This window comes from uncultured Hymenobacter sp. (assembly GCF_964243305.1).
Classification (GTDB): Bacteria; Bacteroidota; Bacteroidia; order Cytophagales; family Hymenobacteraceae; genus Hymenobacter.
In genome coordinates this window covers 35862-53022 of sequence record NZ_CAXTEF010000001.1, presented here as the reverse complement: position 1 = coordinate 53022, position 17161 = coordinate 35862, and the positions used below count along the sequence as shown (strand labels likewise).

Here is a 17161-nt window from a genome sequence, read left to right as displayed (position 1 = left end):
ACCCCCCTCAACTATTCCAAGGTAATCTCCAGCGCTAGTCCGCGTAGCTCGTGGATGAGCACATTGAATGACTCCGGGATATTTGGCTTCGGCAGCACGTCGCCCTTCACAATCGCCTCGTAGGCTTTCGCGCGGCCCACCACGTCATCCGACTTCACGGTCAGGATTTCCTGAAGCACGTTGGAAGCACCAAAAGCTTCCAGCGCCCACACTTCCATTTCACCGAAGCGCTGACCGCCGAACTGCGCCTTACCACCCAGCGGCTGCTGCGTGATGAGCGAGTACGGCCCGATGGAACGCGCGTGCATCTTGTCATCGACCAAGTGGCCGAGCTTGAGCATATAAATCACGCCCACGGTTACCGGCTGGTCGAACTTATCACCGGTCAAGCCATCATACAGATAAGCCCGACCAAAGTGCGGCAATCCAGCCTCCGCCAATTCCGCTGATACCTCGGCCTCCGTCGCACCGTCGAAAATCGGCGTGGCGTAGGTGCGGCCCAGCTTAAGGCCGGCCCAGCCAAGCACGGTTTCGTAAATCTGGCCGATGTTCATCCGGCTCGGCACGCCGAGCGGATTGAGCACGATGTCCATCGGGGTACCGTCGGGGAGGAAGGGCATGTCCTCATCGCGCACGATGCGGGCCACTACCCCCTTGTTGCCGTGGCGGCCGGCCATCTTATCACCCACTTTCAGCTTGCGCTTCTTGGCGATATAGACCTTAGCCAGCTGCACGATGCCGGCGGGCAACTCATCCCCTACTTCCAGGGTGAAGCGCTGCCGCTTGAAGCGGGCGGTGATGCCGTTGCGGCGCTTGGCGTAGTTACGCACCAACTCCAATAGCAAGCCATTCACGCGGGCATCAGCAGTCCAGCCTTCCAGAATCAGGTCCTTGAACAGGTTCACCTCTTCCGGCACGGCGTAGTTACTCTCATCCTTATAGGGGTTCTTCTCGGGGAAAAGGCCTTCCGTAATGTTTTTGCGGTTGAACTTGACACCCTTGGTAATCATCTCCTCGCCGAAGCGGTGTTTGATGCCCTGGCTTGTCTTGCCTTCCAGTAATTGCACCAGCTTGTCAATCATGATGGCCTTCACGCCGCGCAGCTCGCGGGCGTAGCCGTCCTTGAGGTCCTCGACTTCCTTCTTCGACTTAGCCCGCAGGTTTTTGTCTTTCTTGGGCCGCGAGAACAGCTTGGTGCCAATCACTACCCCCTGCAAGGAGGGCGGCGCCTTAAGCGAGGCATCCTTAACATCACCAGCCTTGTCGCCGAAGATGGCGCGGAGCAGCTTCTCCTCCGGCGTCGGGTCTGTCTCGCCCTTGGGCGTAATTTTGCCGATGAGGATATCACCTTCCCGCACTTCCGCGCCGAGGCGGATGATGCCGTTGTCATCAAGGTTGCGCACGGCGTCTTCGCTCACGTTCGGGATTTCCGAGGTCAACTCTTCTTCGCCGCGCTTAGTCTCGCGCACTTCCAACTCAAACTCCTCGATGTGAATCGAGGTGAAGATATCGTCGCGTACTACGCGCTCCGAGATAACGATAGCATCCTCGAAGTTGTAGCCCTGCCACGGCATGAACGCCACCTGCATGTTGCGCCCCAAGGCTAACTCGCCTTTATTGGTGCCATAACCTTCACACAGCGGCTGGCCCTTGCTCACCCGGTCGCCACGCTTCACGAGCGGCGTCAGGTTCAGACAAGTGTCTTGGTTAGTGCGACGGAACTTGATGAGGTCGTAAGTAATGCGCTCGGCGTCGAAGCTCACCATCACGTCATCGGCCGAGAGGTCGTAGCGGACGATGATTTTGTTTGCGTCCACGTAGTCAATTTCACCTTCGCCCTCGGCCACAATGAGCGTGCGCGAGTCGATAGCCGTCCGGCCTTCCAGACCCGTGCCCACAATTGGCGCTTCCGGGCGGAGCAATGGCACGGCCTGACGCTGCATGTTCGAGCCCATCAGAGCGCGGTTAGCATCATCGTGCTCCAGGAACGGAATCAGCGAGGCGGCCACCGACACAATCTGGTTTGGGGCCACGTCCATGTAGGAGTACTCTGATGGGTTCACCACGGGGAAGTCGCCTTCAAAGCGGCCCTTCACCAATTCCTGCGTTAGCCTACCCCCCTCGTCCAAGCCGGAGTTAGCCTGCGCGATGTGGTGCGTATCCTCTTCTTCGGCAGTTAGGAACTTCACGTTCTCGCTCATATCCACCTTGCCGTCTTTCACGGTGCGGTAGGGCGTTTCAATGAAGCCCATCGAGTTCACGCGGGCATGCACGCAAAGCGAGGAAATCAGGCCGATGTTCGGGCCTTCCGGCGTCTCAATCGTGCAGAGGCGGCCGTAGTGCGTATAGTGCACGTCGCGCACCTCGAAGCCTGCCCGCTCCCGGCTCAGACCGCCCGGCCCGAGCGCCGAGACGCGACGCTTGTGCGTCACCTCCGCCAGCGGGTTGGTCTGGTCCATGAACTGCGAAAGCTGGTTCGTACCGAAGAACGAGTTGATAACGCTCGACAACGTGCGGGCATTAATCAAATCCACCGGCTTGAAGTCCTCGTTGTCGCGCACGTTCATGCGCTCCTTGATGGTGCGCGCCATGCGGGCCAGACCTACACCGAACTGGGCGTAAAGCTGCTCGCCCACCGTGCGCACGCGGCGGTTGCTCAAGTGGTCAATGTCATCGACAATAGCCTTCGAGTTAATCAACCCAATCAGGTACTTCACGATGAGCACAATGTCCTCATTGGTCAGCACGCGGGCTTCCTGGGCCATGTCGATGCCCAGCTTCTTATTAATCCGGTAGCGGCCCACCTCACCGAGGTCATAGCGCTTATCCGAGAAAAATAGCTTCTGGATGATGTCGCGGGCAGTTTCTTCATCCGGCGCTTCCGTGTTGCGCAACTGCCGGTAAATCTGCTCCACAGCTTCCTTCTCCGAGTTGGAGTTGTCCTTCTGAAGCGTGTTGTAGATGATGGCGAAGTCGGCGATGTTCACGTTCTCCTTGTGCAGGATAACGGACTTGGCGCCCGCTTCTAGAATCGTGTCAATGTCGGCTTCCTCAATCACCGAGTCGCGCTCCAAAAGCACTTCGTTGCGGTCGATGGACACGACTTCGCCGGTGTCCTCGTCCACGAAGTCCTCAGTCCAGGTGCGCAGCACCCGCGCGGCGAGCTTGCGGCCCACGGCTTTCTTGAGGTTTTTCTTTTCCGCCTTCACCTCCTCACTTAACCCAAACAAGTCCAGAATGTCCTTGTCCGTGCCGTAACCGATGGCGCGCAACAGCGTCGTCACCGGAAATTTCTTCTTGCGGTCGATGTAAGCGTACATGACGTTGTTCACGTCCGTCGCAAACTCAATCCACGAGCCCTTGAAGGGAATAATGCGGGCCGAATACAGCTTGGTGCCGTTGGTGTGCTTGCTCTGGGCGAAGAACACGCCCGGCGAGCGGTGCAGCTGCGAAACGATGACCCGCTCCGCCCCGTTAATCACGAACGAGCCTTTCTCGGTCATGTACGGAATGTTGCCCAGAAACACTTCCTGCTCGATGGTCTGGAAGTCCTCGTTGTCCTTGTCGTTACAGATAAGGCGCAGCTTGGCTTTCAGCGGCACAGAATATGTTAGGCCGCGGTCGATGCACTCGTCAACCGTATATTTCGGCGGGTCGACGTGGTAGTCAATAAAGTTGAGGACGAAATTTTCGCGCGAGTCCGAAATCGGGAAGTTCTCGGCAAACACTTTGAACAAGCCCTCGTTCGAGCGGCGCTCGGCGGCCGTCTCTAGCTGAAAGAATTCCTGGAACGAGCGCACCTGCACGTCCAGAAAGTCGGGATACTCGATAACTTTCCTAATCTTGGCGAAATTAATTCGCTCGCTCTCGGCCGGGGACATAACGGTCGCGTGCATCCCCGCTTGTGCTTTCGATGTAGCCAATGGATGAGTTTTTAAAAAATGGACACGGAAGCGAAGTAGCGCCAACCGGAGAACAGCGAAGCTAAGCCCCAGCTTGGCGGGTAGAACAGGCAGAGTATAAGGCAATTCCCTACCCCCTCTCCTATCCCGAAACGGCACCAACAGGTGCCAATAATAACTCAGACCGGAGTCTGATACTAACAGGCCGCATACAAACAGGAAAAGACCTGGCTAAGTTGCCAGGTCTAATCCAATTTCGCGGCGAAGTCGCGGCGGGAAAGCAGCTTACTTAACCTCTACTTCGGCACCGGCTTCTTCGAGCTGCTTTTTCAGGGCTTCGGCTTCGTCCTTGGTGACGCCTTCTTTCATGGCTTTGGGAGCGCCGTCCACCAATTCTTTGGCTTCTTTCAGGCCCAGGCCAGTCAGGTCTTTCACCAGTTTCACCACGGCGAGCTTGGCGCCGCCGGCAGCTTTCAGGATAACGTCGAACGAGGTTTTCTCTTCGGGAGCGTCAGCCACGGCCGCGCCACCGCCACCACCAGCCATCATCACGGGAGCGGCAGCTGCCGGCTCGATGCCGTACTCATCCTTCAGGATGCCAGCGAGTTCGTTTACTTCTTTCACCGTCAGGCTCACGAGCTGCTCGGCGAATGCTTTCAAATCTGCCATTTCTGTAGATTATTAAAAAAGAGGTTGAAAATTAAAGAGGGGGTAGGGAAAAAGGGAGCTGCCTGGAAGCAGCAGCTCCGTAAGGGCGGCTAGCTTAGAGCTAAGCAGCCGGCGCTTCGGAAGTGGATTCGGAAGCAGCGGCGTCGCCAGCCGTTTCCGTCGAAGCGCTAACCGAGCCGGCGCCTTCTTTTTCGGACAAGGTTTTGAGCAGGCCCGCCAAGATGTTGCCGCCGCTTTGCAGCGCCGAAATAACATTTTTGGCCGGTGATTGCAGCAAGCCAATCAGCTCGCCCAGCAGCTCGGTTTTGCCTTTCAGCGTGCTCAGCGTTTCCAGTTGGTCAGCACCCGTGTAGATGCTGGCATCAATGTAAGCGCCTTTCAGCACCGGCTTCGGCGTTACGCCACGGCCATAAGCCTGCGAGCGGTAGAAGTCCTGGAGCAGCTTGGCTGGTGCGTTGCCGCTCTCCTTCGAGAACAGCACGCCCGACTGGCCTTTCAGGGCTGCGTCCATTTCGCTGGTGTCGCCGCCGAGCGTGTCCATCGCCTTGCGGATAAAGGTGTTTTTGTACACCTTGAACTCCATCCCGCGGTTGAAGCACAACCGGCGGAATTCGTTGATTTTAGCCACCGACATGCCAGCGGCATCGGTGATGTAGAATGCGTTGTGCGCCTGAATCTTATCGCTCAACTCATCTACGAGGACTTGTTTTTCTTCCCGCGTCATCGGTAGTTGATTAATTAGTTGGCGGAATTAGCTTGGCTATCGACGGGCACGCCCGGCGACATGGTGCTGCTGAGCGTGATGCTCTTGATGTAAGTGCCCTTCGACGACGAAGGCTTCAGGCGAGTCAGCGTCTGAATAACCTCCAGCGCATTCTCGGCCAGCCGCTGCTCATCAAACGATACCTTGCCTACCGAGCAGTGAATGATGCCGGTCTTATCAACTTTGAAGTCGATTTTACCTGCTTTCACTTCCTGCACGGCCTTGGCTACGTCAGTAGTTACCGTGCCCGACTTCGGGTTCGGCATCAGACCACGCGGGCCGAGCACCCGGCCAAGACGGCCAACCTTAGCCATCACCGACGGCATCGTGATAATCACGTCGATGTCAGTCCAGCCTTTTTCAATTTTGGCGATATAGTCGTCGAGACCCACGAAGTCAGCGCCAGCGGCGGTTGCTTCGGCTTCTTTGTCGGCGGGCACGAGGGCCAGCACGCGTACTACTTTACCGGTGCCGTGGGGCAGCGTAGCCACGCCACGCACCATTTGGTCGGCTTTGCGAGGGTCCACGCCTAGGCGGACATCAATGTCCACCGAGGCGTCGAACTTGGTGAAGGTAATTTCCTTCACCACCTTCGCGGCTTCCACGAGCGTGCGCGCTTGCGTCAGGTCGTGTTTGGCAAGGGCATCCTTGCGCTTTTTGCTGATTTGAGCCATGATTCGGTTCTCCTTAAAAGTTAGTCTTGGAAGGGAGAATCGCCCTTGACGGTGATGCCCATGCTCCGGGCCGTGCCCGCCACCTGCTTCATGGCCGACTCCACCTCGAAGGCGTTCAAGTCAGCCATTTTGGTTTCGGCGATGGTGCGCACTTGGTCCCAGGTCACAGAGCCAACCTTGTTGCGATTAGGCTCTTTCGAGCCGCTTTGCAGCTTGGCCGCTTCTAGGAGCAGCACCGGCGCGGGTGCCGTTTTCACCACGAAGTCAAACGACTTGTCGGTGTACATAGTAATGAGGACCGGGCACACTTGGCCAGCTTTATCCTGGGTGCGAGCATTGAACTGCTTGCAAAACTCCATGATGTTCAAGCCTTTGCTACCAAGTGCAGGTCCTACCGGCGGCGAAGGGTTCGCGGCGCCTCCCTTAATCTGAAGTCTCAGATAACCTCTGATTTCTTTGGCCATTTGGATAATTGGGCTGCGGCCACATCGCGTCGTAACTCGCGGGCGGCCTCAGTTTGAAATGTACTCCTTTTTTGGAAGCCTCACCCGCCCGGAGCGGATAGCGAGTGAGCTACTCTTTGTTTGTAGGCTGAATGCGATTGAAATCTTTCGAGGGGGTAGGGAATTGATTTAACTAAACCAGCAATTCCCTACCCCCTTACTTCTGACCAACCTGCCTCAACAAGCTTTATCGGTTATACTTCTTTCTCTACCTGCGTGTAGCTTAACTCGACTGGTTGCGAGCGGCCGAAGATTTTCACGACTACGTTCAGCTTCTTGCGCTCTTCAAATACCTCATTCACGAGGCCGGAGAAACCGTTGAACGGACCGTCCACCACTTTCACCGTTTCGCCGACCACGTAAGGCTTATCGAGCGCGGCGGGAGCCTCCTCCTGCTCATCGACAATGCCAAGGATGCGGTTCACTTCCGTGATGTGCAGCGGCACCGGCTTGTTGTTGGCGGCGTCCTTCTTGTCTTTGTCGCCCAAGAAACCGATGACGCCAGGCGTGCTGGTGATGATGTGGTCCACCTCACCGTGGCCGAGGTCGGCATGGATGATAATGTAGCCCGGATACAGGTTGCGCTCACGGACGCGCTTCTTGCCGTTGCGCATCTCGAACACCTTCTCAATTGGAATCAATACCTGCGGCACCAGCTCCGTGAGGTTGTGGCGGCCGAGTTCCGTTTCGAGGTAGTTCTTGGCTTTCTTCTCCTGGCCGCTCACCGAACGCACCACGTACCATTTCAATTCTCCCATCGTCGTAGCTTACTGGGCGAAGGAGTTGTAGAAGGCCCGCAACAGTGAGTCGAACGTCACATCCATCACGCCCACCACAATGGCAAACACGATGGAGCCAACGAGCACCAAGCCGGCGCTTTTTTGTAGTTCCGTCGAAGTCGGCCACGTGACGTTGTAGCGCATCTCCTCAACGGTCGTGCGGAAATAGTTGCTCAGCTTGTCCATGCAGGAAACTGGTTTGGCCCGTGAGAAACGGCCTGCCAAAGCGGGCCGCAGAACGTGGTAGATGCACGAGTGGAGAGATTCGAACTCCCATCAAAGGTTTTGGAGACCTCTATTCTACCCTTGAACTACACTCGTGTGAGAATATTCCCTATGAGCGGGTTTCGCCAAAGGGAGTGCAAAGGTAAGAGAAACAGTACAGAAAACAAGATAAGTTCTACAAAATGTGAAGGGCAGCTCTACAAAATAGAGCTGCCCTTCACATTTTGTAGAACTACGGATGCATGTCTACTCATCAATCCAAATTCCATCCCGCACCACGCTCTCCATCTAGCGCATCTTCAACAAACTTATTCCAACCATTTTCCATATACTCTTGATAATTACAGCCCTCTCTCCTATAGCTTTTAGCACTGGCCTTCTCATAAGCTAATTGCCACTCTTCATCTGCCTCTTGGCGCTTATCTTCTTCATCCTGCTGCTTCTGAAAAGTAATGGTGTCAAATGGCTCTTGGATGGACATCTCTAACTCATACTGCGCCATTGCATTATCATATAACATTTGTTCTTCGTTATTTCTGCTTTCGCGATAACTCCCTTTGTACGGCGTGATTTCTTCGTACTCATCAATTGAATCAAGTAGGGTGCTGTACTCTACATTGTTGTGCGCGTCAGGCCGCCGCTCTATGTATAGAATTCGCTCCACTAGGGCGAAGTATTCTAGTTCAGCTCTTGTATTCATACTAATGAAGGTAAACAAAAAAACGCCCCCGATTGCGCGGGGGCGTTTTAACTTTTAGTAGTTGAACTCGAACTAGTCAAGCACTTCGGTTACCTGACCGGCACCAACCGTGCGGCCACCTTCGCGGATAGCGAAGCGCAGGCCTTTCTCCATCGCCACTTTGTTGATCAACTCAACGGTGATGGTGATGTTGTCGCCGGGCATTACCATTTCCACACCCTCGGGCAGGGAGATGATGCCGGTAACGTCCGTGGTGCGCAGGTAGAACTGCGGACGGTAGTTGTTGAAGAACGGGGTGTGGCGGCCGCCTTCCTCTTTCGAGAGCACATACACTTCAGCCTTGAACTTCTGGTGCGGGGTTACGGAACCGGGCTTGCAGATAACCATGCCGCGACGGATAGCTTCTTTTTCAATGCCGCGGAGCAGCAGACCTACGTTGTCACCAGCTTCGCCACGGTCGAGGATTTTGCGGAACATTTCCACACCCGTCACAGTCGATTTCAGGCCGGGGGCAGCGCCCATGCCAAGGATGTCAACCTGCTCACCGGAGTTGATGATGCCGCGCTCGATACGACCGGTAGCTACGGTGCCGCGACCGGTAATCGAGAACACATCTTCTACCGGCATCAGGAAGGGCAGGTCGGTCAGACGAGCGGGAATCGGAATGAACGAGTCCACCGCGTCCATCAGCTCGTTGATTTTCGGCACCCAGTTAGCATCGCCATTCAGGCCGCCAAGGGCTGAGCCCTGGATAATCGGAATGTTGTCGCCGTCGAAGTCGTAGAACGAGAGCAACTCACGGATTTCCATCTCCACGAGTTCGAGCAGCTCCGGGTCGTCCACCATGTCCACTTTGTTCATGAACACGACGAGTTGAGGTACGCCGACCTGGCGGGCCAGCAGGATGTGCTCGCGGGTCTGAGGCATTGGGCCGTCGGTAGCAGCTACCACGAGGATAGCGCCGTCCATCTGCGCAGCACCGGTCACCATGTTCTTCACATAGTCGGCGTGGCCGGGGCAGTCTACGTGGGCGTAGTGGCGATTCTTGGTTGAATATTCTACGTGCGCCGTGTTGATGGTGATACCACGCTCTTTTTCTTCAGGCGCGTTGTCAATTGAACCAAAGTCGCGCTTTTCAGCCAAACCCTGGCCGGCCAATACCATCGTGATGGCGGCGGTCAACGTCGTTTTGCCGTGGTCCACGTGCCCAATCGTGCCGATGTTCACGTGCGGCTTGGACCGGTCGAAATTTTCTTTAGCCATTGTAAAGAGGTAGAAAAAGAGGAGGTGAGGTAAAGGAAATGTAAGGGCCTTACGGCAAGAAAGCGAAACCCGCCCCCCAGCGAACTGGTTCAAACGGGCATCGCTTCACGTTGCAGGCCGCACTCAGCACCAGTTAAACGGGCACCGAGAGAGGTACTATGCGAGCCATTTATGGGATTTGAACCCATGACCTCTTCCTTACCAAGGAAGTGCTCTACCACTGAGCTAAAACGGCTTATTCTATTCGGGAGGCTAGCGATTTAGGTAAATCCCTACCCCTCCTGTTTGCGGCGAACGAGCGGGAGACGAGGTTCGAACTCGCGACCTACAGCTTGGAAGGCTGTCGCTCTACCAACTGAGCTACTCCCGCAGGGAAATTAAAAGGTGTGGGGGTAACAGGACTCGAACCTATGAACCCGAAGGAGGTGAGTTACAGTCACCCGCAATTGCCGCTATGCGATACCCCCAGTTGATGATTTCGAGCCGGTTGCACGAAGTCTTCTCCATTTGTTTACCCCTGTTAGGATAGTGGGTTGGTAAATGGAGTTGCAAAATTAGGTGATTCCCGATAAAAGTCAAGCCCACGAACAAAAAACGCGAGATTATTTTTCTACCAATGCGGCTGAACTGCTCTACATCAGGTTGTAGAAGGCTTTCAGACGTTGGTCAGTCTCTTTTGCTTTGATGTCCTGGAGCACCGGTTTGAGTTGGGGCATTTTTGATGACAATTGATTGAGGCCCCGAAAAGCACCTAGCCGGACAAAATACTTGGAGTGCGTGCGCGCTAGGTTTTCTAAGGTCTTTACTCCTTGGTCACGCTCCACGGCCGGAATGCGAGTCATCAGTGTGCCCATAGCCTGTAAGTACTCATAAAGGTCGGTCTCGCTTATATCCGGCAGACGGCGCAAAAACCAATTATACTGCTCCAGGCCCCCAATGCGGGCATAGTAAGCAGCCAAGGCGGTGAGGACGGTACCGCTGGACGTATTTTCGAGGGTGGCAATCTGCTGACGCGGATTGACTGCCGCGCTACGGCCCAGCACAGTGATGGCCGCCGCCGCCACCGTATAGGAACTGTCGTTGAGCGCGGCTAAATAGACGGGCGTATAGTTTTCCCCCGATAAGGTAGCCAAAGTCACGAGGCCCTGTGCTCGTACGCGCGGGTTGGGGTCGGTGGTGGCCAAGCGTTGAATTTCGCGGCGCACAGCGCCGGGCTCCGGGCCGCGGTAGCCGCGCAAGTGGTCGAGGGCGCTGCGGCGGATGGCCCAGAATGGGTCATTCAGCGCCGTGCGCATCATGGTGCTCACGGCGAGGTCGCTGACTTTGTTTTGCAGCAAATCCAGTGCCTCGTAGCGCTGTAAATAGTTGCGGGCGTGACTGAACTGATAGAGCACTTCTTCCTGGGTCCGGCTTTCGTCTAGCTGGGCCAGCAGCATTCCCTGGCTGTCAAACTTTACCAGGCTGGGCTTCTGACTGACGGGCAACTGAAACGTCTGGTCGGCGCGGGTAATCGTAATGCGGTACTCAATGGGCTGATTGTTCACCCAGGTCGTGACCGTCACGGGCAGCCGAAACAGGGGCGAAAAGGTGGAGTCCTGGGTTTGCCGCACGCGCAGGCTGACCTGATTGCTGGCGAACGAGTGCGTGACGTGCAGCTCGGGGTGGCCGCGCTGCATAAACCACTGGTCGAAAAACCACATTAGGTCCTCGCCGGTCGTTTCCTCAAAAGCGGTGCGCAACTCTGATATCTCGACGGCCGAGAGCTTGTTTTGGGTCAGGTAGCGGTTGAGGGCGGCAAAAAATGCCTCGTCGCCCACGTACTGCCGCAGCATGTGCAGCACCCGCCCGCCCTTGTCATAAGAGTGGCGGTCGAACATGGATTCGCGACTCTCATAATGATAGCGAATTAGCGGCTCGCGCTTGCCTTGCGCCTCATCGAGGTAATTGGCAAGCTTGGTTTGCTGCACCAGGGCTGCCTCGTCCGCACCCAGCTTATACTCCGCCCACAAGAACTCGGAGTAGTCGGCAAACGATTCGTTCAGCGGCAGGTTAGCCCACGACTCACTCGTCACATAGTCGCCGAACCAGTGGTGAAACAGCTCGTGGGCAATGGTGCTCTCGCCGGTGGTGTAGTCAGCGTCGAGCAACTCGCGCTTCGTAGCCTGAATGGTGCTGCCGTGCACCGTGGCCGTGGTATTTTCCATCGCGCCGCTCACGTAGTCGCGTACGGCAATCTGGGCGTACTTCTCCCACGGATACTCCACCCCCAGCTTTTTAGAGAAAAACTCCAGCATCTCCGGCGTGCGGCCGAACACGGCTTTGGCGGTGCCAGCGAACTTCGGTTCGACGTAATAGTCAACTGGTTTGCCGTGCCACTTGTCGCTGACCACAGCAAAGTCGCCGACTGCGAGCATGGCTAAGTACGGAGCATGGGGTAGGGATTGACGCCATGTATCGGTGCGGGTACCGTTGCCGTTGCTTTTCGAGGAAATCAGCAGACCGTTGGACAGCGTTTTGAACTGACTTTCCACAGTCAGCGTGATTTCCTGGGTCATGCGCTGGTTGGGCTTGTCGATGGTCGGAAACCAGCACGAGGAGCTTTCCGTCTCGCCTTGCGTCCAGATTTGGCGGGGCTTGTTGGGCTCTTTGTTGAGCGGATTAATAAAGTACAAGCCTTTATCCTCCGTGATGGCCTCCGAGCCCCCGGTGGGCAGCTCATTAGGCTTGGCGACGTAGGCGATGCGCACCTGGTACGGCTCGGTGCGGGCATAGGTGTGGTCGAGCGTGATGGTCAGCTGCCGTTTATTATAGATATAATCCAAGGGCCTGGTTTTCTTGCCGCTAAGCAGCTGCACGCTGCCAACATCAAACCCCTTAGCGTCGAGCATAAGCTGCGTCTGAGGGTAGAAATGCGGCCGTAGCGTGAGCGTGGCCGTGCCAAGCAGGTGTTGCCTGGCATAGTCAAAGCGCACGTCGAGCTTGGTGTCCAGCACATCATGCAGAATAGTGGCAGCCGGCTGCACAGGGGCTTCCGGCGGCAGCCACGACGGCACGACTATTCCGGCCGAAACCGGCGCCGGCGCCGTAACAGCGGCTTTTTTACGAGGGGCTGGCTTAGCAGCTGGCTTGCTCGCCTGGCCACCGCCCGCCTGCGCCAGCACACTGAACCGGGCCGTGGTGCAGCTAAATAGCAGCAACCCCCAAACTAAATATCTCATACCGATACACTAGGTCTTTAAGGCCCTCAAGGTCCGAATTTATTTCAGATTTAGGCTACCTTTAAGCCCTTTTCTACCCCGCTTACCCCGCCGTATGCTCGAAATCCGTACCAGTTCCAGTCAGGTGTGGGAAGTTGACTACCAAGCCCCCAATCAGCTTCGCCTCAACGGGCAGCTCTTCGGCTGGGACCTGGCAGTGCTGGGCAACGGCCGCTACCATGTGCTGTTTGAGGGCCGCTCCTACCAGGCCGAACTGGTGGAGGCCGACTACGCCGCCAAAACGCTGGTGCTGAAAATCAATGGGCAGCGGGTAGCGCTGCAAGCCAAGGACCGCTACGACCTGCTCCTCGAAAAGATGGGCCTGAGCAACGCCACCGTCCTAAAAGTAAACGAGTTGAAAGCGCCCATGCCCGGCCTCATTGTCGATATTCGGGTGGCAGCGGGCCAGGCAGTGCAGAAGGGCGACCCGCTTTTGGTGCTGGAGGCGATGAAAATGGAAAACATCCTCAAAGCGCCCGCCGACGGCACAGTCAGCAGCATCCGGGTAACTTTGCGCGACAATGTGCAGAAGGGCCAGGTGCTGGTGCAGTTTGCGTAGTGCCTTGGCCGGCTCATCTTAATTTTTCGCAATTTGACTTACAATCGCATTCTTCTCAAGCTCAGTGGCGAAGCGCTGATGGGCCAGCAGCAGTACGGCATCGACGCCGACCGGCTGATGCAATATGCCAGCGAAATCAAGGCCGTAGTCGTCACCGGCGTGCAGGTGGCCGTCGTGATTGGCGGCGGCAACATCTACCGGGGCGCGCAGGCCGAGGCCTTTGGGCTCGACCGGGTGCAGGGCGACTACATGGGGATGCTGGCTACGGTCATTAACTCGATGGCCTTGCAAAGCGCCCTGGAGAAGTTGGCGGTCCCTACCCGGCTGCTGTCGGGCCTCACCATTCAGCGGGTCTGCGAGCCCTATATCCGGCGGCGGGCCCTGCGACACCTGGAGAAAGGCCGGGTGGTAATTTTTGGCGCCGGCATCGGCTCGCCCTACTTCACCACCGACTCAGCGGCCTCGCTGCGCGCCATTGAGATTGAGGCCGACGTCGTGCTCAAAGGCACCCGCGTGGATGGCATTTACTCGGCCGACCCCGAGAAAGACCCGACCGCGAGCCGATACTCCGAAATCTCGTTCGATGAGGTAATAGCGAAGAATCTGAACGTCATGGATATGACGGCGTTCACCTTGTGCCGGGAGAATAACTTGGACATTATCGTGTTCGACATGAACACGCCCGGCAATCTGGAGCGCCTGCTCGCTGGCGAGGATATGGGCACCAAGGTCACGATGGGGGATGGCATACGCCCGTCGGCCGATTCCCTACCCCCCCTGCTCGACCCCAAGCATAGCAGCTTGCAGCCCAGCCTGAGCGCCCCGGCTGAACAGGCTTAATTGCAATGAACAACTATCAAGGAGCAATGAGCAATTTTGTGGCCTCAATGAACAGGACTGCTAACTGATTGCTCATTGTACATTACTAATTGACTTACCAATGGACGAAGAAATTCAGTTTTACCTCAGCGACTTGGAGGAATCGATGCAGAAGGCCCTGAGCCACGTGAGCGTGGAGATGAGCCGCATCCGGGCGGGCAAAGCCTCACCGGCCATGCTCGATGGCTTGCGCGTGGACTATTACGGCACCCCAACTCCCGTTTCGCAGATTGCCAACATCTCGGCGCCCGACCCCCGCTCGCTGCTCATCAAGCCTTGGGAAAAGAATATGGTGAGCGAGGTAGCCAAAGCCATTAAGAATAGCGACCTGGGCCTGAACCCGGTGTCGGATGCCGACGGCATTCGCCTCAACATTCCGGCCATGACCGAGGAGCGTCGCCGCGACCTCGTGAAGCAAGCTAAAAATGAGTCGGAGAGCGGCAAAATCCGGGTGCGCGGTATCCGCAAAGACGTGAACGAGGCATTGCGCAAGCTGCTAAAAGAAGGTGCTGCCGAAGATGCCGTAAAGAGCGCGGAGGACAAAGTGCAGAAAACCACCGACTCTTACATTGCCGAAGTTGAAAAGCTGCTCAGCAAGAAAGAGTCGGAAATCATGACCATCTGAGATTTCCTACCCCCTCTTCCAGCAGAAAGCCCGACGATGAACTCGCCGGGCTTTCTGCTGGAAGAGGGGGTAGGAAATTTTTAATTAGCTCATCCAGTAGCCATTTTGCTGAATGTGCAGGGCCACAGCATCGGGCACCAGGTAGCGGATGGAGTGGCCGGCCCGTAAGCTCTCCCGGATAAACGTGGCGGATATGTCCAGCAAAGGAGCTGCCACTACGCGCACCCGCGGCAGAGCGCTCAAATCAGGCAGGGCAGTGCCGGGACGCGGATAAACGTAAATATCAGTTTCGGCCACTAAACGGACGGCCTCACGCCAGCGCGGCAGGTCGGCCAGGTTGTCGGCGCCCATTAGCAACACAAACTCCAAATCAGGATGACGTTGCCGTAGCGCGTCGAGGGTGGTGCTGGTGTAGCTGGGCCGGGGCAGCGAAAACTCGGCGTCCTCGGCGCGCAAACGCGGATTGCCGGCAATTGCCAGTTGCACCAACTGTAGCCGTTGCGTTGCGGGCAACAGGTCATCAGCCTGTTTAAAGGGGTTGTGGGGCGAAACCACGAGCCAAACCTCCGCCAGGTCGGTGCGGGTGGCAAAGTACTCGGCCAGAATCAGGTGGCCGACGTGCACGGGATTAAAGGAGCCGAAAAGCAACCCGACCCGGCGAGCCGCAGCCTCGGATGCTGCTAAACTGGTGGCCAGCAACAGCACCATCAGACCAGCGGTTGTTCGGCGCTGATGAAACCCCGAACCAGCTCAACGGCTTGATAGGTGGCGGTGTCAAGGTAATCATTTACGATGACAGCATCGAAGCGGTCTTCGAACGTCAGCTCGAAGTTGGCTTTATAAAGCCGCGATGAGATACTGGCCGCCGAATCGGTGGCGCGGGCCCGCAGGCGAGCTTCCAGGATTTCCAGCGACGGCGGCTTAACGAAGAGCGCCAGCGCCCGGTCCTTATAAAAGTCCTTGATGCTGAGCCCGCCCTTCACATCAATGTCGAGGATAGCGTGTCGGCCAGCGTCCCAGATGCGCTCAATCTCCGATTTGAGCGTGCCGTAGAAAGCACCTTCGTAGACTTCTTCCCATTCCACGAACTCATCGCGGCGGATTTTATCCTGAAATTCCTGCACCGACATGAAGTAGTAGTCCTGGCCATTGGCTTCGGTGCGGCCGCGGCGGTCACGGGTGCAGGCCGAAATGGAAAAGCTCAACTCCGGAATCTGCTCCAGCAGCCGATGCACGATAGTGGTTTTGCCAGCACCTGACGGGGCTGAAAACGCGATAATTTTGCCCTGCATAGGGCACAAAGCTAGGCGTTTTCAGGCCACTTCGGCATGCACACGGGCCATAATGGCCTGGGGCAGGTGGCCGGGCGAGGTCTTGCGGCCGAGGCGCTGACCCAGAAAGTCAACGAAGACGCGCTGCTTTTTGATGTCGTCGAAGCATGGCGAGCAGTCGTCAGCATGATGGATAAGGTAATCCTCATCCTCCGCGGTGGGGGCGTGGCCCTCAATGAGTTGGTCGAGCACGGTGTTCATGCGTTCACAGTCGGGGCCGTTGTCAATAACGGGAGCCGATACATTGGTGGGAGTAGGAGTGGATTTCATAGTTGCCGGGTAAAATGTAAGATGGAAAGAAAAAGTTTACTTATTCGTCGTTATCTTCTGACTCAGCTTCTTCAGCTGCCTCAATCTCATCGTTATTATAGCCCATCGAGCGGGCATACTTTTCAAGCTTTTCTTTGAGAAAGTGCCGGGCCCGGTGCAGGCGGGAGCGCACCGTCCCGATGGGAATATCGAGCACTTTGGCCATCTCCTCGTAGGTGAATCCTTCGAGGTCGCAGAGAATAATGACGGTGCGAAAATCCACCGGCAGCGAATTCAAGGCGCTGGCCACTTCGTCGCCGATGAGGTCGCGCACCGACTGCTGACGCATGTCGGATGAGCTACCCCCAATGTCAGAATCGCTCTCAACATCTTCCGGATTATAGTAGCCTTCAATCTCACTATAGTCAACCTTAGCGGGCTGCTTGCTTTTCTTCCGGAAGTCGTTGATAAACGAGTTCTTAAGGATACGGAATAGCCACGCTTTGGCATTCGTCCCAGGCTCGAAGTACTCGAAGAAGCGATACGCTTTTAAATAAGTTTCCTGCACGAGGTCATTGGCATCGTCCTCGTCCAGGGTCAGGCGGTAGGCGAAGTTGTAGAGCGGGTCGATGACGGGCATCAGCTCGGCCTGAAAGCGCCGGTCTTTTTCCTCTTTGCTCAGCTTAACCCGCTCGGGGGGAGAATCACTCATGGGGTAGGGCGAATGTTGCAGCCGTCGCCTGGACAGGTTAGGTGCGGATAAACAAAAGTAAGCCGGGCCAG

The 17161-nt window shown here is 56.4% G+C and carries 17 protein-coding genes and 4 tRNA genes; 3 read left to right on the top strand and 18 right to left on the bottom strand.

The window, feature by feature from the left end; translation table 11 throughout:
• Window positions 1–11: 11 nt before the first annotated feature.
• From rpoB to ACFE70_RS00190, 14 genes are all read right to left on the bottom strand, one after another.
• Window positions 12–3881: a DNA-directed RNA polymerase subunit beta gene (gene rpoB, locus ACFE70_RS00255; RefSeq protein WP_375415937.1), complete on the bottom strand. Its 3870-nt coding sequence runs from the start codon at window positions 3879–3881 to the stop codon at window positions 12–14.
• Window positions 3882–4187: 306 nt separating this feature from the next.
• Entirely contained in the window at window positions 4188–4571 is a 384-nt protein-coding gene (rplL, locus tag ACFE70_RS00250; RefSeq protein ID WP_375415694.1) for a 50S ribosomal protein L7/L12, read from the bottom strand.
• A 100-nt stretch (window positions 4572–4671) separates the two neighbouring features.
• Window positions 4672–5295, bottom strand: coding sequence for a 50S ribosomal protein L10 (rplJ, locus tag ACFE70_RS00245; protein WP_375415693.1), 624 nt, complete (start codon window positions 5293–5295; stop codon window positions 4672–4674).
• 14 nt (window positions 5296–5309) lie between these two features.
• Window positions 5310–6008, bottom strand: a complete 699-nt coding sequence (gene rplA, locus ACFE70_RS00240) for a 50S ribosomal protein L1 (RefSeq protein WP_375415692.1) — start codon at window positions 6006–6008, stop codon at window positions 5310–5312.
• 20 nt (window positions 6009–6028) lie between these two features.
• A complete protein-coding gene (gene rplK / locus ACFE70_RS00235) occupies window positions 6029–6472 on the bottom strand; it encodes a 50S ribosomal protein L11 (RefSeq protein ID WP_375415691.1) in 444 nt (147 codons plus the stop codon).
• Between the two features lie 233 nt (window positions 6473–6705).
• Complete coding sequence (gene nusG, locus ACFE70_RS00230; protein WP_375415690.1) at window positions 6706–7269, bottom strand: transcription termination/antitermination protein NusG; 564 nt, start codon at window positions 7267–7269, stop codon at window positions 6706–6708.
• A 9-nt stretch (window positions 7270–7278) separates the two neighbouring features.
• Window positions 7279–7476 (bottom strand): preprotein translocase subunit SecE, encoded by a 198-nt coding sequence (gene secE, locus ACFE70_RS00225; protein WP_375415689.1) that lies wholly within the window; start codon window positions 7474–7476, stop codon window positions 7279–7281.
• Between the two features lie 64 nt (window positions 7477–7540).
• Window positions 7541–7611 (bottom strand) — tRNA-Trp (locus ACFE70_RS00220).
• 157 nt (window positions 7612–7768) lie between these two features.
• A complete protein-coding gene (locus tag ACFE70_RS00215) occupies window positions 7769–8215 on the bottom strand; it encodes a hypothetical protein (protein WP_375415688.1) in 447 nt (148 codons plus the stop codon).
• 72 nt (window positions 8216–8287) lie between these two features.
• Window positions 8288–9478 carry an elongation factor Tu gene (tuf, locus tag ACFE70_RS00210; protein WP_375415687.1) on the bottom strand — a complete coding sequence of 397 codons (1191 nt, stop codon included), beginning with the start codon at window positions 9476–9478 and terminating at the stop codon, window positions 8288–8290.
• 163 nt (window positions 9479–9641) lie between these two features.
• Window positions 9642–9713 (bottom strand) — tRNA-Thr (locus ACFE70_RS00205).
• Between the two features lie 62 nt (window positions 9714–9775).
• Window positions 9776–9848 (bottom strand) — tRNA-Gly (locus ACFE70_RS00200).
• 17 nt (window positions 9849–9865) lie between these two features.
• Window positions 9866–9945 (bottom strand) — tRNA-Tyr (locus ACFE70_RS00195).
• Between the two features lie 165 nt (window positions 9946–10110).
• Complete coding sequence (locus tag ACFE70_RS00190) at window positions 10111–12696, bottom strand: M1 family aminopeptidase (protein WP_375415686.1); 2586 nt, start codon at window positions 12694–12696, stop codon at window positions 10111–10113.
• A gap of 94 nt (window positions 12697–12790) precedes the next feature.
• Between ACFE70_RS00190 and ACFE70_RS00185 the strand changes: the two genes are divergently transcribed.
• The 3 genes from ACFE70_RS00185 to frr all read left to right on the top strand — a co-directional run bounded on the left by ACFE70_RS00185 (window position 12791) and on the right by frr (window position 14798).
• Window positions 12791–13294 (top strand): biotin/lipoyl-containing protein, encoded by a 504-nt coding sequence (locus tag ACFE70_RS00185; protein WP_375415685.1) that lies wholly within the window; start codon window positions 12791–12793, stop codon window positions 13292–13294.
• Between the two features lie 33 nt (window positions 13295–13327).
• The gene (pyrH, locus tag ACFE70_RS00180; protein ID WP_375415684.1) at window positions 13328–14134 is read left to right on the top strand and encodes a UMP kinase; all 807 of its coding nucleotides are present in this window, start codon (window positions 13328–13330) and stop codon (window positions 14132–14134) included.
• A 100-nt stretch (window positions 14135–14234) separates the two neighbouring features.
• Window positions 14235–14798 carry a ribosome recycling factor gene (gene frr, locus ACFE70_RS00175; protein WP_375415683.1) on the top strand — a complete coding sequence of 188 codons (564 nt, stop codon included), beginning with the start codon at window positions 14235–14237 and terminating at the stop codon, window positions 14796–14798.
• Window positions 14799–14882: 84 nt separating this feature from the next.
• Here frr and nadD read toward each other — a convergent pair whose 3' ends face one another.
• From nadD to ACFE70_RS00155, 4 genes are read right to left on the bottom strand one after another with little or no spacing between them, the layout of a single operon-like run.
• Window positions 14883–15506, bottom strand: a complete 624-nt coding sequence (gene nadD, locus ACFE70_RS00170; protein WP_375415682.1) for a nicotinate (nicotinamide) nucleotide adenylyltransferase — start codon at window positions 15504–15506, stop codon at window positions 14883–14885.
• Window positions 15506–16090, bottom strand: coding sequence for a guanylate kinase (gene gmk / locus ACFE70_RS00165; protein ID WP_375415681.1), 585 nt, complete (start codon window positions 16088–16090; stop codon window positions 15506–15508). The genes nadD and gmk overlap by 1 nt, the downstream gene beginning before the upstream one ends.
• Before the next feature lie 21 nt (window positions 16091–16111).
• On the bottom strand, window positions 16112–16399 hold the full coding sequence (locus tag ACFE70_RS00160; protein WP_375415680.1) for a hypothetical protein: 288 nt from the start codon (window positions 16397–16399) through the stop codon (window positions 16112–16114).
• A gap of 40 nt (window positions 16400–16439) precedes the next feature.
• On the bottom strand, window positions 16440–17090 hold the full coding sequence (locus ACFE70_RS00155; RefSeq protein WP_375415679.1) for a sigma-70 family RNA polymerase sigma factor: 651 nt from the start codon (window positions 17088–17090) through the stop codon (window positions 16440–16442).
• Window positions 17091–17161: the final 71 nt, after the last annotated feature.